The sequence below is a fragment of the Agreia sp. genome (genome assembly GCF_964263775.1).
Classification (GTDB): domain Bacteria; phylum Actinomycetota; class Actinomycetes; order Actinomycetales; family Microbacteriaceae; genus Agreia.
Genome location: NZ_CAXVWM010000012.1, coordinates 26408 through 41980 on the forward strand (window position 1 = coordinate 26408; position 15573 = coordinate 41980).

The 15573-nt window shown below is 65.9% G+C and carries 23 protein-coding genes; 11 read left to right on the forward strand and 12 right to left on the reverse strand.

What is annotated here, in order from left to right; genetic code table 11:
- Positions 1-70 precede the first annotated feature (70 nt).
- A complete protein-coding gene (locus tag ACE5CZ_RS01280) occupies positions 71-1012 on the reverse strand; it encodes an aldo/keto reductase family oxidoreductase (protein ID WP_374945546.1) in 942 nt (313 codons plus the stop codon).
- A gap of 46 nt (positions 1013-1058) precedes the next feature.
- Entirely contained in the window at positions 1059-1250 is a 192-nt protein-coding gene (locus tag ACE5CZ_RS01285) for a hypothetical protein (RefSeq protein ID WP_374945547.1), read from the reverse strand.
- A gap of 181 nt (positions 1251-1431) precedes the next feature.
- On the opposite strand from ACE5CZ_RS01285, the gene ACE5CZ_RS01290 reads away from it, so the two are divergent.
- Together ACE5CZ_RS01290 and ACE5CZ_RS01295 are read left to right on the forward strand one after the other, a co-directional pair.
- Positions 1432-2223 (forward strand): alpha/beta fold hydrolase, encoded by a 792-nt coding sequence (locus ACE5CZ_RS01290; RefSeq protein ID WP_374945548.1) that lies wholly within the window; start codon positions 1432-1434, stop codon positions 2221-2223.
- Between the two features lie 10 nt (positions 2224-2233).
- Entirely contained in the window at positions 2234-2899 is a 666-nt protein-coding gene (locus ACE5CZ_RS01295) for an esterase/lipase family protein (RefSeq protein WP_374945549.1), read from the forward strand.
- Positions 2900-2912: 13 nt separating this feature from the next.
- Here the strand turns inward: ACE5CZ_RS01295 and ACE5CZ_RS01300 are convergent, their stop codons facing one another.
- Positions 2913-3461, reverse strand: coding sequence for a PadR family transcriptional regulator (locus tag ACE5CZ_RS01300; RefSeq protein WP_374945550.1), 549 nt, complete (start codon positions 3459-3461; stop codon positions 2913-2915).
- Between the two features lie 93 nt (positions 3462-3554).
- Here ACE5CZ_RS01300 and ACE5CZ_RS01305 point away from each other — a divergent pair, with 93 nt between their 5' ends.
- From ACE5CZ_RS01305 to ACE5CZ_RS01315, 3 genes are all read left to right on the forward strand, one after another.
- On the forward strand, positions 3555-4004 hold the full coding sequence (locus ACE5CZ_RS01305; RefSeq protein ID WP_374945551.1) for a YybH family protein: 450 nt from the start codon (positions 3555-3557) through the stop codon (positions 4002-4004).
- Positions 4005-4065: 61 nt separating this feature from the next.
- Positions 4066-4437, forward strand: a complete 372-nt coding sequence (locus ACE5CZ_RS01310) for a hypothetical protein (RefSeq protein WP_374945552.1) — start codon at positions 4066-4068, stop codon at positions 4435-4437.
- Between the two features lie 80 nt (positions 4438-4517).
- Positions 4518-4832 (forward strand): hypothetical protein, encoded by a 315-nt coding sequence (locus tag ACE5CZ_RS01315; protein WP_374945553.1) that lies wholly within the window; start codon positions 4518-4520, stop codon positions 4830-4832.
- Between the two features lie 102 nt (positions 4833-4934).
- Here the strand turns inward: ACE5CZ_RS01315 and ACE5CZ_RS01320 are convergent, their stop codons facing one another.
- Positions 4935-6599, reverse strand: coding sequence for a cation:proton antiporter (locus ACE5CZ_RS01320; protein ID WP_374945554.1), 1665 nt, complete (start codon positions 6597-6599; stop codon positions 4935-4937).
- 87 nt (positions 6600-6686) lie between these two features.
- Between ACE5CZ_RS01320 and ACE5CZ_RS01325 the strand changes: the two genes are divergently transcribed.
- The 3 genes from ACE5CZ_RS01325 to ACE5CZ_RS01335 are packed head-to-tail and all read left to right on the forward strand — an operon-like array spanning position 6687 to position 8258.
- Entirely contained in the window at positions 6687-7544 is an 858-nt protein-coding gene (locus tag ACE5CZ_RS01325) for an MBL fold metallo-hydrolase (RefSeq protein ID WP_374945555.1), read from the forward strand.
- Between the two features lie 10 nt (positions 7545-7554).
- Positions 7555-8064, forward strand: coding sequence for a MarR family winged helix-turn-helix transcriptional regulator (locus ACE5CZ_RS01330; protein ID WP_374945569.1), 510 nt, complete (start codon positions 7555-7557; stop codon positions 8062-8064).
- Positions 8061-8258, forward strand: a complete 198-nt coding sequence (locus ACE5CZ_RS01335) for a hypothetical protein (protein ID WP_374945556.1) — start codon at positions 8061-8063, stop codon at positions 8256-8258. The genes ACE5CZ_RS01330 and ACE5CZ_RS01335 overlap by 4 nt, the downstream gene beginning before the upstream one ends.
- A gap of 48 nt (positions 8259-8306) precedes the next feature.
- Here the strand turns inward: ACE5CZ_RS01335 and ACE5CZ_RS01340 are convergent, their stop codons facing one another.
- The 6 genes from ACE5CZ_RS01340 to ACE5CZ_RS01365 all read right to left on the reverse strand — a co-directional run bounded on the left by ACE5CZ_RS01340 (position 8307) and on the right by ACE5CZ_RS01365 (position 12358).
- A complete protein-coding gene (locus tag ACE5CZ_RS01340; RefSeq protein ID WP_374945557.1) occupies positions 8307-9353 on the reverse strand; it encodes a YihY/virulence factor BrkB family protein in 1047 nt (348 codons plus the stop codon).
- 102 nt (positions 9354-9455) lie between these two features.
- Entirely contained in the window at positions 9456-10049 is a 594-nt protein-coding gene (locus ACE5CZ_RS01345) for a DUF3618 domain-containing protein (protein WP_374945558.1), read from the reverse strand.
- Positions 10046-10462, reverse strand: coding sequence for a phage holin family protein (locus tag ACE5CZ_RS01350; RefSeq protein ID WP_374945559.1), 417 nt, complete (start codon positions 10460-10462; stop codon positions 10046-10048). Before ACE5CZ_RS01350 ends, ACE5CZ_RS01345 begins: the two co-directional genes overlap by 4 nt.
- The gene (locus tag ACE5CZ_RS01355; RefSeq protein ID WP_374945560.1) at positions 10459-11223 is read right to left on the reverse strand and encodes a hypothetical protein; all 765 of its coding nucleotides are present in this window, start codon (positions 11221-11223) and stop codon (positions 10459-10461) included. The genes ACE5CZ_RS01350 and ACE5CZ_RS01355 overlap by 4 nt, the downstream gene beginning before the upstream one ends.
- Positions 11224-11370: 147 nt before the next feature.
- On the reverse strand, positions 11371-11928 hold the full coding sequence (locus tag ACE5CZ_RS01360) for a hypothetical protein (protein ID WP_374945561.1): 558 nt from the start codon (positions 11926-11928) through the stop codon (positions 11371-11373).
- A gap of 79 nt (positions 11929-12007) precedes the next feature.
- Positions 12008-12358, reverse strand: coding sequence for a VOC family protein (locus ACE5CZ_RS01365; RefSeq protein WP_374945562.1), 351 nt, complete (start codon positions 12356-12358; stop codon positions 12008-12010).
- Positions 12359-12753: 395 nt separating this feature from the next.
- Here ACE5CZ_RS01365 and ACE5CZ_RS01370 point away from each other — a divergent pair, with 395 nt between their 5' ends.
- Positions 12754-13140, forward strand: coding sequence for a type II toxin-antitoxin system VapC family toxin (locus tag ACE5CZ_RS01370; protein WP_374945563.1), 387 nt, complete (start codon positions 12754-12756; stop codon positions 13138-13140).
- Positions 13141-13148: 8 nt separating this feature from the next.
- Here the strand turns inward: ACE5CZ_RS01370 and ACE5CZ_RS01375 are convergent, their stop codons facing one another.
- Together ACE5CZ_RS01375 and ACE5CZ_RS01380 are read right to left on the reverse strand one after the other, a co-directional pair.
- A complete protein-coding gene (locus ACE5CZ_RS01375) occupies positions 13149-13535 on the reverse strand; it encodes a hypothetical protein (protein WP_374945564.1) in 387 nt (128 codons plus the stop codon).
- A gap of 32 nt (positions 13536-13567) precedes the next feature.
- Positions 13568-13789: a hypothetical protein gene (locus ACE5CZ_RS01380; RefSeq protein ID WP_374945565.1), complete on the reverse strand. Its 222-nt coding sequence runs from the start codon at positions 13787-13789 to the stop codon at positions 13568-13570.
- 74 nt (positions 13790-13863) lie between these two features.
- On the opposite strand from ACE5CZ_RS01380, the gene ACE5CZ_RS01385 reads away from it, so the two are divergent.
- Positions 13864-14766, forward strand: coding sequence for an alpha/beta hydrolase fold domain-containing protein (locus ACE5CZ_RS01385; RefSeq protein WP_374945566.1), 903 nt, complete (start codon positions 13864-13866; stop codon positions 14764-14766).
- 119 nt (positions 14767-14885) lie between these two features.
- Positions 14886-15374 (forward strand): pyridoxamine 5'-phosphate oxidase family protein, encoded by a 489-nt coding sequence (locus ACE5CZ_RS01390; RefSeq protein WP_374945567.1) that lies wholly within the window; start codon positions 14886-14888, stop codon positions 15372-15374.
- Positions 15375-15573: the final 199 nt, after the last annotated feature.

Genomic DNA, 15573 nt, shown 5'->3' on the forward strand with positions numbered 1-15573 from the left:
GGGCGCCGAGTCGTCCGGCAGCGGATGAACCGAGTGGGCGCGGATGCCGCGGCCGCAGCGGGCCGCGCCCTCAGGGCACCAGTCCGCCGCCCGCGACCAGCAGGCTGTACCACTCCGGCCTCGTCAACTCGATCTCGGAGCCGGCCGCCGCCTCACGCACGCGCGAGCCCTTCGTCGTGCCGAGCACGAGCTGGATGCGGGCCGGATGCCGGGTGACCCAGGCTGCAGCGATCGCAGTGGGCGTCACGCCGTAGGCGGCCGCAAGCTCGTCGAGCACGTCGTTTAGCTCGGGATAGTTCTCGCGGTCGCCGATAAAGACGCCACCCGTTGCCCCCGCCTGAAACGGCGACCAGGCCTGCACCGTGATGTCGTTGAGTCGGCAATAGTCGAGCACCCCGTTGTGCCGATCGACGGACTGCTCGGCGTGCGCCATGTTCATGGCGAGCCCTGAGGTGATCGACGGTGCGTGCGTAATGCTCAGCTGCACCTGGTTCACGACGAGCGGCTGCGCGACCGACTTCTTGAGCAGCTCGATCTGACCGGGCGTGTGGTTCGAGACCCCGAAGTGCCGCACCTTGCCCTCGGCGTGCAACTGCTCGAACGCGGCGGCCACCTCATCGGGTTCGACGAGCGCGTCGGGGCGGTGCAGCAGCAGCAGGTCGAGGTAGTCGGTCTTCAGCGCCTTCAGCGAACCGTGAACCGAGTCGAGGATGTGTTCGGCCGAGAAGTCGAAGAAGCCAGGGCGGATTCCGCACTTCGTCTGCAGCACCATCTGTTCGCGCTCGGCCGCCGTGTAGTTCAGCGCGTCGGCGAACAGCGTCTCGCACACGTGATCGGGGCTGCCGGGCGTGCCGCCGTAGATGTCGGCGTGATCGAAGAAGGTGATGCCCTCGGCCTGGGCATCGCCCACGAGGGTTCGAATTTCGGATGCCGACAGCTCGGGAATGCGCATCAGCCCCAGAATGTGCTGGGAGACGGTCAGGTCGGTCGTTCCGAGGGTGACGTGTTTCATGCTTCGCAGGTTACCGCGCTGCGCCGACAGTCGGATCGGGCTTGGATCAGATGTTGTCGGTCTCAGCGGGGGTCTGCGTGGGCGTCGGCGTCACGGTGGGGGACGGAGTCGGCGTGGGCGTCTCCGAGACCGAGGGCGACGGCGTGGCAGTGCCGATGAAGTGCGTGTCTTGGGCCTCGCCCGTGCATCCCGCAAGCAGGAGCACCGCGGCCGTTGCGACAATGGAGGTTGCGATCATTTTCTTCATCCTGCAAATCTACGTAGCCGCGGGCATTCGGTGCCGCCCCATAGATTTACGCGCGGGCCGGTGATAGCCGACCCCGCGCATCCGGTCGTTGTGTCGGCCCGCGGGGCTTACGGCCAACCACCCGTCGTCAACGACACCGGGTTCTTGATGCTCGACCGTCTAACGTGAAGGGATGCGACCCTTCCGAACGCTGACCACAGGCATCCGTGTGTTCGGCGGCGCGGCCCGGCTTAAGGCATCCGACTCGTCTCGGCAATTCGTGCTCGTGCACGGCATCGGAACCTCGCATCGCTACATGTCGCGACTACGTACAGAGCTCGAGCTCGACTCGACCGTCTACTCGCTCGACCTGCCCGGCTTCGGCGGCGCAGCCAAGCCGGGGTTCTCGCCGAGCGTGCGTGAGATGGCTCTCATCATGGCCGCGTCACTCGACGAACTCGCGGTGCGCGACGCCGTGCTGGTCGGGCACTCGATGGGAGCGCAGTGGGCGGTCGAACTCGCCCTGCTGAGGCCCGATCTCGTGTCTCGAGTCGTGGCCATCGGCCCGGTCACCGATGTCGCGCACCGCACGCTGTTGGCCCAAGCCCGGGCCCTGACCGTCGACATTCTGGGCGAGCCGCCGCTGACCAACGCCGTCGTCTTTATCGACTACCTGCGCTGCGGCTCGCGCTACTACCTCGCTCAGTCGAAGCCCATGCTGAGCTACCCCATCGACGAGCGCGTCGCCTCGCTCGCCCAGCCGCTGCTCGTCATGCGCGGCGGCAACGACCCCATTGCGGGCGACGACTGGTGCCGGGTGCTCGTGTCGCGGGCGCCGAACGGATGCCTCGTCACAGTTCCCCGCAACAGGCACGTCGTTCAGTTCACGGCCCCGAAAGCCGTCGCCGGGGCGATCCGAAGCTTCGTGGCGGAAGAACTCGGGCGACCTGCGGCTCGCCCCGCACGCGCGAGGGCATCGGCGTGAGGGGGTCGCCGTGAGGGCGTTCCGCATCGCGGGATGGTGGGCACGCGACTACGCCTACGCCCTCTACTGGCAGGCCCGGGCGATCATCGCGCGAACCGATGCGGCCTCGTTCCGGTCGGGCGCGGCCACGTCGATCGTCGTCATTCCCGGCGTGTATGAGACGTGGCGCTTCATGCAGCCGCTGATCCGGGCCCTGCACGGCCGCGGGCATCCGGTGTTCGTCGTCGACGCGCTCAGCTGGAACAACCGGCCCGTCGTCGAGGCCGCCGAGCTCGTGTCGGCGTTTCTCGCCGAGCATGAGCTGAGCGACGTGGTGCTCGTGTCGCACAGCAAGGGCGGACTCATCGGCAAGTACGTCATGAGCGTGGGCAGCGAGGCGGCCCGGGTCAGGTCGATGCTGGCCGTCGCCGCCCCCTTCGGGGGCTCGGTGTACGCGCGATTCATGGTGCTGCCGAGCCTGCGCATCTTCTCGCCGAAAGACGCCACGATCCTCGCACTCGCGCACGACGAGTCGGTCAACGCCCGCGTCGTGTCGGTCTACGGGGAATTCGATCCGCATGTTCCCGCGGGCAGCGAACTCGTCGGCGCCAAGAACGTGCGGCTCGACACGGGCGGGCACTTTCGCGTGCTCGCGCATCCCCGCGTGCTGGCCGAGCTGGCCGTGCTGGCGGAGTAGCGGTCAGACGGGTTCAGTCCATGACCTCGAGGCGCTCGCGCAGGCCCGCCACGATGCGGGCCTCGCTGTCGTAGTAGGCGAGACCCCAGTCGGCCACCATGGCGGCGTAGCGAACGTCGTGCTCGTCTCCGAGCATGTTGCGCACACCCTGCAGGTCGGCCCGGCGCGCCGACAGGTCATGCAGATGCCCATCGAGCATCGCACCCAATGCATCGGGCGTCGACAGTCGCCCCATGAGCAGGCGCAGGGCCACCGGGTGCTTGAGAATCGGAAAGCCGACCTCGCCGTGGAAGAGCCACGTCTGCAGCTGCTCTTCGCCGAGTTCGGTCACGCGATAGCGGGCGGGGCCGTCGGATGGGGCCGTCTCGACGAACTCGGCCTCGGAGAGTTTGCGCAGCTCGGTGTAGATCTGACTCATTGCCGGGCTGACCCAGTAATAGCGCAGCGTGAAGTCGGCGCGCTGCTTGAGTTCGTAGCCGGTCATGCCGTCGGGGTTCTCGCGGTCGAATACGAGCAGGCCCAGCAGCGCGTATGCCGTCGTCGACAGAGTGGATTCGCCCATGGACATCACTCTAGGTTCCTGATAGGTATATTCCTACTAGGAACACACTCGAGCGCGAACCGCACAGGCGCTACAGAACGGCAGGATAGGCACATGCCTCTTGAATCGAATCCCATCACGACCCTGTTCGAGAACTACACGTCGGCCGTACTCGCCAAAGACGTCGATCGGTTCCTCGAGCTCTACTCCGACGACACCCTCGTCTTCGACTCGTGGGGCATGTGGGAGTTCGCGGGCGTCGATGCGTGGCGCCCGATGGTGACGATGTGGTTCGAGAGCCTGGGCGACAAGCTGTGCGAAGCACGCTTCACCGAGGTCGTGGCCACGGTGCGCGACGACGTGGCGTTCGCGCACGCCGCCGTGCGCTACGCCGAGGTCACGGAAGACGGCGAACAGGTGGACTCGATGATGAACCGCATCACCGTGACGCTCGAGAAGAGCGACGGCGAGTGGAAGATCACTCACGAGCACACCTCGATGCCGCTCGACATGGAGAGCGCGAAAGGCATCTTCGACGCCTACGAGAAGCGCGACGCGCGCTGATCTCCGCCGCCTTCCGAAGACGGCCATTGGGGCCTATACCAAGACGAAGACCGCGACCGAGGTGTTCGCCTTCGAGCTCGATCGACGACTCAAGGCCGCCGGTCTGCCGGTTGCATCCGTGGCGACTCGTCCCGGCGTCGGGGTCGACGCGAAGACGCCGCAGCGTGCCGGCATCCGGGATGCGACGACGCCGTACCAGAGAAATCCCTACACGCCGTGGGCACAGGGCAAAGACCCGGCGGCGTGGTCGAGCGTGCGGGCGTTGACCGACCCGGCGGTTCGCGGAGGAGAGTACTTCGCGCCGCGTGGCCGCGTGCGAGGCGAGCCGGTTCAGATCGAGACGCCCGCTCGAACGGCCGCCCCCGGCGCGGCTGTCGCCGAACGGGTCTGGCGTCAGGTCGAAGAACTTGCAGGCGTGGACATCACCATCTGACCGTCCCAGCACAGTCAAGGGCTGGAGATGCCGGCGGCGACGTGGTTAGCCTGAGGCTTCGTTCGACGCTTAGGAGCACAATGAACACGTCCTCACTCATCAATCAGGTCAATGAGTCTCTCGCCACCCTCGGCGAAGGTCCTTTCGTGACCGTCACGTCTTCAGACGTCGGCGACGGCGCCGTCGTGTCGGGAAAACTGGACGGCCGCATCCTGCGCGTCGAGTTCTTCGAGGAGGGCAGCGGCGACGAACCCGAAAAGGGTCACACCGTCGAGATCATCGACGACGCCACGGGCGAAAGCCTCGGCAAGGGTCGCGGTGATTCCACGTTCGCCGATGCCATCTCGTCGCACAGCTGGGCCGGCACGATCGAAGCGCTCAAGAAGCTCGGCTAGTCACTCGAGCCGTTCACCAGGACGGACTGCGTCGAGGCCGGCGTTTCGCGCTGACGCACGCGGCGCGTCTCGATTCCGTCCTGTTGAGCGATCGGCGCCCGGTCAGCCCTTCGGGCCTCCGCGCATCTCGATCGCGATCTGCGACGCGTCGACGATCTGCAGGGCGTAGGCCAGCACATCCGCGTCGAAGGTGCCGTGGTCTCGGGCCTCGAGCAGCGCCGCGCGCTGCGCCTCGAGTACAGCCAGCTCGTGCTCTTTCGCCGAGAGAAAGCCCTGCGTGGACTGCTCGGCGGGCTGCCCCGGGGGAACCGCGTCGCCGCTCGTTTTCATCAGCTGCATCAGCCGCGCCCGCTCGGCATTCGTCTTCTCGTCGACCGCGGCCTGATCGACCTTCGGAGCGATCGCCCGCAGCAACGCGGCGATCGTTCCACCCTGCACGAGCAGCGACATCACCGCCACGGCGAACGCGATGAGTACCAGCACCGACCGCTGCGGCGTGTCGTCGGGCAGGGTCTGCGCGGCGGCCACCGTGACGGCCCCGCGCATGCCGGCCCAGACGACGGCGGTGCCATCCCGCCAGCCGAGCGGCGCGTTGCGGAAGTACGTTATGTCGGCGAGGGACTGCACGATGCGACGACCGAATCGCTCGATCTGGCCCTGTGACGGCATGCGCCGACGCCCACTGCCGGGCCCGAACATCTGCTCGGCACCCTCGGGCGTGCTCATCTTCTCGCGTATGTCGAGCATCCTGTCCTGCAGCTTCACGTTGCGGGCGCGCAGGCGCGACAGCACCCAGAGCAGCGGTGCCACATACGCCGCGCGCACCAGAATCGTGAGCACGAGCGCACCCGCCGCGATGAGCACGGCGACGCCGGTCCCCTCGTGGTCCCGCTCGACGTTTGCCACGATCGATGAGATCTGCACCCCCATCGTGAGAAAGACGGCGCCCTCGAGCACGAGTTCGACCGTGCGCCAGTTCTGCGAATCCGAGAGCCGGTTCTGCGCCGACAGATAGCGCGGTGCCCGGATGCCCGTGATCAGCCCGGCGACGACGGCACCGACGAGACCGGATGCGCCCAACAACTCGGTGGGCACGGCAGCGGCGAACGGCACCACGAACGAGATGACGGTGTTCACGGTGGGATCCGTGACGCGCTTGCGGATGACGAGGTTGCCCCAGCCGACGAGCAGTCCGATGATGATGGCGATCATGACGGAGTAGGCGAACGTTCCGGCCGCTCCCCAGAACGAGAACGATGCGGCCGTGGCCACAATCGCGGTGCGCAGCAGCACCAGCGCGGTCGCGTCGTTCAGCAGGCTCTCGCCCTCGAGTATCGCCACGACCCGTTTCGATACCGAGGTCTGCTTGACGATGGAGGTGGCCACGGCATCCGTCGGACTGATGATCGCGCCGAGGGCGACTCCCCAGGCGAAGCCGAGATCAGGGATCACGAGCATGAAGAAGAGGCCGAGCACGAGCGAGCTGGCGATGACCAGGGCGACCGACAGGCCGCTGATTGTCAAGAATTCCCGACGAAAGTTCATGGCCGGCATCGACACGGCCGACGAGTAGAGCAGTGGAGGAAGCACGCCGGCGAGGATCCACTCCGGTTCGATCTCGATCGTGTCGAACAGGGGCAGAAAGCTGGCCGCCACGCCGATCGCGACGAGTATGAGCGGCGACGCGATGCCCAACCGCCTTCCGAGCACGGTCGATGCGGCGATCACGGCGAAGGCGATCACGAAGACGACGAGGAGTTCTGTCACGACACCAGAGTGGCATGGCGACCGCGCTCACAGGGCACGTCACAATTAGTCCGACCTCATATCATCCCATCTGATATTATTTTGAACATGACCTCGACACCTTCTCCCTTCTGGTCCGCGCCATTACCTGCCGCAAAGCCGCCAGCCGAGACGGCTCTCTACCGTCTCCCGACGGGCGTCTACACCACTCGCGCCGCGTTGGCCGTGTCAGGCGGCTCGATTCTGGACAAACGGTCTTTCGCCGCCACGGCCGTGCTGATCAGTCACCCGCACGGTGATCTCTTGATCGACGCCGGGTTCGGTATCCATGTGAAAGAGCACCTGAAGATGCTGGCGCGAGTGGAACGCGCGCCATACAAGCTCGGCAAGACCGTAGCCGAGCAGCTGAACGCCGCAGGTTACGACTGGTCCCGAATGCTGGGAGTGCTCGTGACACACACGCACTGGGACCACGTCAGCGGTCTGGATTCGCTGAAGGTGCCGGTGTGGATCAACTCCGAGGAACTCCGCTACGGAGCCAGCGATGCCCACGGCGCGGTATTCAGAGAAGTGTCACAGAACCTGGACATTCACGAGTACAAGCTCACCGGCCCCGCGTACCTGGGATTTCCCGCCAGCTTCGACGTCTACGGTGACGGGTCCGTCGTCGTGGCTTTAGCAGGCGGCCACACATTCGGCTCCGTCGTCGTCTTCGTCACGCTTCCCAGTGGCGAACGATACGGCTTCATCGGTGACCTGACCTGGCAGATGGACGGCATCACCCGTGGTGCTGAACGGCCGTGGATGCTTCGACGCATGGCCGACGTCGATGCCGAGACCGTTCGCCTAGGCCTTCAACGCAGCATCGCGCTCAGCAAACTGATGCGGATCGTCCCTGCTCACGACGTCGGCGCTTACGATTCCATCCCCCAGCTACCCGTCCCCTACCCCCATGCTGATGCGTGAGAATACGACCATGCCCACTTCGAGAATCGCCGAATCCGATGACGATAAGACAGACGAGACTCAGGCTTATTTCTTACTCGGGCCGGGGCCAGACTCGGAACTGACCTGGTTGCTGCATCGAGCGGCTCAGCGCCTACATACCGCCGTCGGAGCTGAGGCGGAACGACACGGCTTGACCCTCCGCGACCACATTCTTCTGAGTGCGCTCGACAAGACGCACGGACTCACCCAGATCGAACTGGGTCGAGCTCTCGGAATGGACAAGACAACCCTCGTAGCCGAGCTCGATCGTCTGGAAAAGGTCGGACTTATCGAGCGACATGCCGACCCGCGTGATCGCCGTGCACGTAGTCCCGCTCTTACTGCCGACGGAGACCGCCTCAGGGCGGCCATTGCAGGGAAGGCGGCGCACGCAGAACAGTTGGCCGTGCAGTCTGTTGACCCGGCACTCCTCGGGCACCTCCGTGACGCGCTCTACTCCATCATCAACACCACGGAAGACCCAGGATCTTGCATATGAGCACCGCCGATCGTGTCGAGGCAGGCCGTGCCACCTATGCGAAGAACTTCGGAGTCACCCCCGACGAGGCCGAGACGATGCTCGCCGATCTGATGATTCTCCTCACCGCCTACGTTGGCCAGCCCGCACCTTCGGTCGCGATGAGCAGCGTCCTCTCCTCCGCTCCGCAGGCCAACGAGTCCAGCACCGGCTGACGTCGACATCGTCCGGGCCGAAGCCGGCAACGCCGGATCAGCTCTTCGTCAGGAGTTCTCCTGTCTGATCCGTCGACCCTCTTCGATGTCCTTCTTCTCGGCCGCCTCGGTCTTGTCGCTCTTGCGGGTGTCGCGGGGCGGCAACTGGATGTCCTCTTCCGCGGCTATTCCGGCCTGCAACTGTCGACCTCGTTCGAGTTCGGCGTCGAATTCCGCGCCGAAGAGCAGGGCGAGGTTCGCGATCCAGAGCCAGAGCAAGAAGATCACGACGCCGGCCAGCGGGCCGTAGTTCTTGTCGTAGTTCGCGAAGTTCGCCACGTAGATTCCGAAGAGCAGCGACGCGATCACCAGCACGACGAGCGCGACGAACGCGCCCATGCTCATCCAGCGGAATTTGGGCTGCTTCGCATTGGGCGTCGCGTAGTAGAGGATCGCGATGATGAGCACCACGACGAGCGCCAGCACGGGCCACTTCGCGATCGACCAGACCACCTTCGCCGCCGCGCCCACCCCGAGAGCGTCGCCGATCGCATCCGTCACCGGGCCCGATACCACGAGCAGCAACGCGATGACCAGAATCAAGACGATGGCGATCACGGTGACGAGCAACTGCACCGGCTTCAGCTTCCAGAAAGGGCGCCCCTCGTCGATCTCGTAGATGCGGTTCATCGCACGGCTGAAAGCTCCGACATAGCCCGACGCCGACCAGATGGCCAGGACGATGCCCGAGACGAGGGCGAAGCCGGCCGCGGGCGACGACGAGAACTGCTCGAGCGGCCCTCGGATCGTGTCTACCGTGTCGCCGGGGGCGACCTCTTGCACGATCTCCAACAGCGCATTGATCGCCTGTTTGCCCTGCCCGATCACGCCGAGCAGAGAGACCAGCGCGATGAGTGCGGGAAAGAGCGCGAGCACGCCGTAGTAAGTCAGCGATGCGGCGATGTCCTGACACTGGTCCGACATGAACTCGCGCATCGTCTTGCGCAGAACGTACTTCCACGACCGCTTGTGGAGGTCGTCGGGGCCGTCGGGTTTGCGGGGATCGTCGGGCGATGGCGCGGCTTTACGACGGTCGTCTGTTCCGGTGTCGGTCATCTCTGGTTCCGTTGCTCTCGGTGATCGTAGGGTGTTTGGGCGCACGACGCCCGGGCGGCAACGGCGTGACGCCGCTGCCGCCCGGGCATTTTTACAGGCTGGTTACGAGATGTCGTTCTGCACGGCGTGCTTGGCGTCGGCCGCGCTGCCCTTGACATCGTCGACGGCGCCGGTGGCTTCGCTCTTGACCGTGTCCGCGCCATCCATCGCCTGGGAACGCACGGCCTCGGCTGCGTCCTGAGCCGGACCGCGCAGATTGTCGGCGACCTCTTTGGCGACATCGCTGACTTCGCTGACGAGGGGCTGGGCGGCCTCCTTGACCTGCGATGCGAGTTCTTTCTCCTTGGTGCTGGTCGGCAGCAGCGAGGCCACGAGCGCACCGACACCGAAGGCGATGAGGCCCACGGCGAGGGGGGCGCCCTGCGCCTTGGCAACCGCGGTGTGGGCTGCGCCCGAGACCGATTCGCCCGCGTCATTCAAGTGAGACGAGGCCGAGCCCTTCGCGTCGTCGGCAGCGCCGAACACGCGGTCCTTGACAGAGCTGAACTGCTCGCGGATCTTCGCCTTCTCTCGCTCGACGACCTTCGAGGGCGTGACCTTATCGGCCAGCGCATCGACGTCGCTGCCCAGGTTTCCCCGGGTGCGCTCGATGTCGGCGCGAATCTTGTCTGGGTCGCTTTCGGTGTAGTCAGTCATCGGTTTTCCTCATTCTTCTTCAGTGTTTCGGGGATCTTCTTGAGGGATTCGACGGTGCGGGGTGCCCCGTCGACTTCCTTGAGGGATTTGCGGCCGATCAGGAACAACACGAGCGCGATGATCGCCCACACGACCGCGACGACGACGGCAGACCAGCCGTTGTCGATCAGGTGTCCGAGGCCCCACCAGGCAGCGATCGACAGAAAGAGAACAGCCATGGCGCCGGCGTATCCGGCACCGCCGAGGAGACCGGCTCCCTTGCCTGCACGGCCGGCGGACTGCTTGATCTCGGCCTTCGCAAGCTCGACCTCCTGACGCATGAGCGTGGAGATGTCGCGCGAGACTTCGCCCAGCAGGTCGCCGAGCGACGTCGTGGCGGCTTTCTGCTCAGACGGCGTAGGTGCGTCTGTCATGGTCGACCCGCTTCGGGGTACGTCGTTCCGAGGGCGCCGAGCGTGCCATCGGCGCCGAGGGTGCCGTCAGCCCCGAGCGTACCGGCACTCGAGTACGGGTCAGAGACGGAGGGCGCGGCGTAGCCGGGCACGTCGGTCACGGGAGGAACCGGCGGCAGCGACGGGGCCGCGGATGCGCCCGTCGACGCGGAGCCAGCGCCGAGAGCGCTGTCGGCGTCGTGCTCGTCTTTGGCCTCGGAGGCGAGGTTGCGCACCAGGCGACCTGCGACGACGCCGACGGCGGCAGCGACCGCAATGAAGGTTCCCGGGCGGCGGCGAGCGAAGCGCTTGACCTCGTCGAGCACCGAAGAGGGGTCACGCCCGTCGAGCCAGGAGGCGACGGATCCGGCGCGCGATGCGACGGTCGACACGAGCTCGGATGCGACGCCCTGCTGCTCGGAGTTGTTCGCCATGCTCGACAGTTCGTCGCTCACGGAGCGCAGTCCCGAGGCGACGCGCGCCTGCTGCACACCGGCCTGCTCGGTCAGCTGCGACCGGGATTCGTTGAACAGCTGCTTGGCCTGCTGCTTGGCCTCGGATGCGACCTTGGTCGCCTCTTCCTTGGCGGTGCCGGCGACCTGCTTGGCGTTCTGCGCGGCCTGGTGACCGACTTCGCTCGCCTGCTCCTTGGCTGTGCCTGCGGCCTGTTTCGCGGTGTCGACCGCTCCGGAGGTGCCGGAATCGGTTCCCGGCGTTTCTGCCGTAGAGAACGTGTCTGTCATGAGATGTGCCTTTCGATCGGGTCACTGAACTCGCTGCGGGGCAGCGTGAGCCCTGCAGGTGTCCAAAAGTCTTGTGCACGAATGCTGTTCATGAGCCGGGGTAGCGCCTCACCCCCGAACGGGGTTATATTCCAGCCCTCCGCCCGTTCACCAGGCTCTCCCTTTCAGCGCCGGCGCGCCGGGGCGAATGCCCACAGCCCAAGCGCGAGAAGCACGAATCCGCTCACGACCCCGCTGACCACGGCGATCGGGTCGACGAGGGCGACGAGGCCTCAGCAGAAAACCGGCGACGCCGCAAGCGGTGAGGACAGCACCGAGCACGTGGAATCGCGCGAGGCCGAAGATGCGCGCGAGTGCGGAGAGATGCGTGCCGACCACCACAGCCACCCACGCGACGCCCAGCTCCGGAAAACCCAGACCGGTGAGAATCCGGCTGCAGCCGAAGAGAGCGACGGCCTCGATCGCCACCACCAGCCAATACTTCCACCCGAATGGAGAACGGTCGCCTTGGTGCCCGGCAACGGTCGATGACTCGTCATCGGGCTGCGCCCGACCGCGATGGCCCCGCACACTGAGGATCATGATCGTGACCAGTGCGGCTACAGCGATGGCGATCAGAGCGATGCGCGCGACTGCCGGAAGCGCGGCCGAATTGACCGAAACGAACACCACGCCGAATACACCGGCTATCTGGGAACCCAGCACCTGACCCGCACGTGGCTGGCCGACATCTGTGTCATCGTCATCACTCGCTTCTCAAACGATTATCCCTGCTGCGTGAGAGCTATGCACCAGAGGCGCCGCTTTCTACGAACACGATCTTGTTGCCGTCGGGGTCGACCACCGGCAGAATGCGGAACGAACTCGCGGGCCCGATGCCCCCGTTCTCGATGCCGGCGTCGTCGAGAAGCTGCACCCGGGCATCCAGATCGTCGTCGTCGAGCACCATGCTCGATGTGCCCGCCCGCTCAGGCTCGACCCACACCTGCACGCCGAACGTGTCGGCGAGGTACCACTCGACGAGGCCGTCCATCGGATGCGCGTCGGGCCCTCTCCCGAACAGCAGCGAGTACCAGGGAATGGACCGGGCGGAATCGCTCACCGTCATCTGGGCGAGCATGCGAGATATCGTCACGACGGCCTCCTTGTCTCGTGCAGTCAAGGGTACGTCCGCTCTCGCCGGCGTTCCAAACTCGAGTCCATGAACAACGTGGATTCCGCGGCCTGACCTGGCTCTTCGGCATGGACCCGAACGACTCATCCGAGTCTGAACTGCACACCCGGATACTCGCGGAAATGCACGAGGAGCGCCGCGACCGCACCTGACGCCGCTGTGCGTCATTGAAGTGCGGAGAACGGTCGCTTCGACGCGTGTTGAGGCGACCGTTTCCCGCACCTCAGTGAGCACATCAGGCGGTAGCGCGGATGTCTGCCGCGAAGGTTGCGGCGCGGTGCTGCAGCGACGCGATGCGGTCGAGGCGGGCGCCCTCGACGTCGAAGCCGATGTACGCCATGCTTTTCCTCCGACGAATGAGGTTGCTCCTCGATACACATGTCGTTCTCTGGGCAGCGACAGGCAGCTCCCGCCTGACACCACGTATTCGGACGCTGCTCGAGACGACCGACAACACACTCGTCGTCAGCGCCGCGACGCACTGGGAGATTTCGATGAAGAATTCCCCGGCCCGACCTGATTTCGATGTGGATCTGGCGGCCCTGCGGGCGGGCCTGCTCACGAACGGATACATGGAGCTGCCGGGAGCAGCCGCGCACGCAGTGGTGCTTGCAGGCTTGCCCGATCTGCATCGTGACCCGTTCGATCGCATGCTCGTCGCGCAGGCCCTCTCGGAGGGACTCACTCTGGTCACCGGAGACGCAAAGATCTTGCAGTACCCCGTCGCCACCATCCACGTCTGACGTCGCGCCTACCGCCCGGGGCTCAGCTCGCTGACGAACGACTCGGGAAGGCGCACGTTCAGTGGAACTCGGGGGAAGAGCGGCGCCACGTCGGCCGGCATGTAGCCCGCGATTCCGCAGCCGATCTCGGTGACCAGAAAGGTGAGGTCGGGGCGCGTCTCTGCGAAATCGACGAACGCACCGATCTCGCGCTCGAGAATGCCGAGCCCGCTCATCGTGTCTATCGCGTACGACTGACCATGGAGCCCGTGGCCCTCGCCCCATACGGCGCCGAAGTCGCGCTGCGCCTGCGCCGCGGCCCCCGCACCGTGATGCCCGCTCGCGTTCGAGCCGAACACGAAGATCTCGCCGGGCTCGAGCGCCGCAATTCTCTTGACCAAAGACTGCCTTCTCATGGCGGAAGACTACGTCGCGCGCGCCCGCATCTCTAGCTCAGAAGGGCCCCGACAATCGCTCCCCCGAGACCGAGAACGACGACGGGCTGGCCGCGGCCATGGCGACCGAGCTGCGCTCGACGGCGACGTTCGACATCGAGGAGGCCGGCGCGCAGTCCAAGGTCACGGTGACGCACACCGGATTCGAGACGGGCAGCGCGATCCTCGCGGTCGGCGACGACGACGGGCTGGCCGATGGTGACTCCCGCGCTCAAGTCGCTGCTCGAAACGGGCGACGCACTCGACTTCGCATGACACCCTCGCAGCAGCGCACTCCACAATAGAAGCCATGGTCACCATTCCGAGCGCCATCGTCGCTCCCGCCCTGCGGCTCACGCGCGCGAATCGCATCTTCGTCGACGCCGACGAGGCGCAGAGGCATGTGCGCGCACGCGAGCTCAGGCCGTCGTCGTACGCCCCGCCCGGCCGACTGCATCCGGATGTTCGCGTCGACGTCGAGCATCGGGGCGGTTGGCCCGTGTACACGGTCGTGCCGCGCGTCGGAACGCCCGTCGGGAGCTTCGTCTACCTGCACGGAGGCGGCTGGGTCAACGAGATCGTGAGCCAGCACTGGAACCTGGCCGCGCAGATCGCCGTCGAGGCGAACACCACCGTGACCATCCCGATCTACCCGCTCGTTCCGTTCGGCACGGCCGCTGAGACCGCGGCCTTCGTCGGCGACCTCGTTCGCGACAACCTCGAGCGCTATGGCAGAACCGGCATCGGTGGCGACTCCGCCGGCGGCCAGATCTCACTGTCGGTCGCGCTAGCGCTGCGCGATGAGCATGACATCGCGCTGCCGCAGACGGTTCTCATCTCGCCGGCGCTCGATCTCAGTTGGAGCAACCCGCACATTCCCCGGGTTCAGCCGAGCGACCCATGGCTCGCGACGCCGGGTGGCAAGGTCTTCGCCGAGTACTGGCGCGGCGACCGCGAGGTGCTCGACCCGGTCGTGAGTCCACTGTTCGGCGAACTCGCTGGCCTCGGGCCGATCACGATGTTCTCGGGAACGCGCGACGTGCTCAACCCCGACGCTCGTCTTCTCGTCGAGAAGGCGGCGGCCTCCGGAGTCGCGCTCGACTATCACGAGGGAGTCGGGCAGGTGCACGTGTTCCCGCTTTTGCCGACCGTGCTCGGCCGCGACATGCGCGCGCTCATCGTGGCGCGCATCCGAGATTCACTGCGCGACTAGAGTCGGCCGTCTTTTTCGTCTGCCGTCGCGGGAATACTCCCCTTGCACGAACAAGTCCATCCCCTGGTGATCAGAGGAACGCTGCCGCAGGGTGGACGGTACCGACAAAAGGAGAAAACATGTCTGATGCCTCAGCCGACGTGGCCAAGGTGGCCGAACTCATCCGCGATTTTCGATTCGCCATGGTGACGACCATCAGCACCCTCGGCGAACTCGTCGCCCGCCCCCTGACCGTGCAGGAGGCCGAGTTCGACGGAGACCTCTGGTTTATCGTCGCCCGCGACTCCAACGAGGTCGCAGAGCTCGAAATCAACCCGTCCGCCGGGGTCTCGTTCGCCTCGAACGACACGTGGGTTTCGCTCACGGGCACGGCCGAACAGCTGGATGACCCGGCCCGGGTCGCGGAGTACTGGAACCCGTTCGTCGAGGCGTGGTTTCCCGACGGCCCCGACGACCCGAACGTGACGCTCATCAAGTTCTCCGCGTCGGGCGCCGAGTACTGGGACAGCCCCGGCGGGCGCGTCGCCTCTGTCGTGAGCTTCGTCAAGTCGAAGATCACCGGCTCGGTCGGCGACGTCGGCGAGAATGCAAAGGTCGACCTCGACTAGCTGAACGCACACGAATGGCCCGCCACTGTCGTGGCGGGCCCTTGGTGTGTTCGAGCCAGGGTGACTCGGGGTGGTGCTACTTGGTGTTGACGGTGATCTTGGCGATTCCGACGAGGAGGCCGGCCTTGACGGCGTCGGTCTTGAACGTGTCGTTGAGCAGGCCGGCAGCGTCAGCGGAGATGTGCACCGTGGTGCCCTC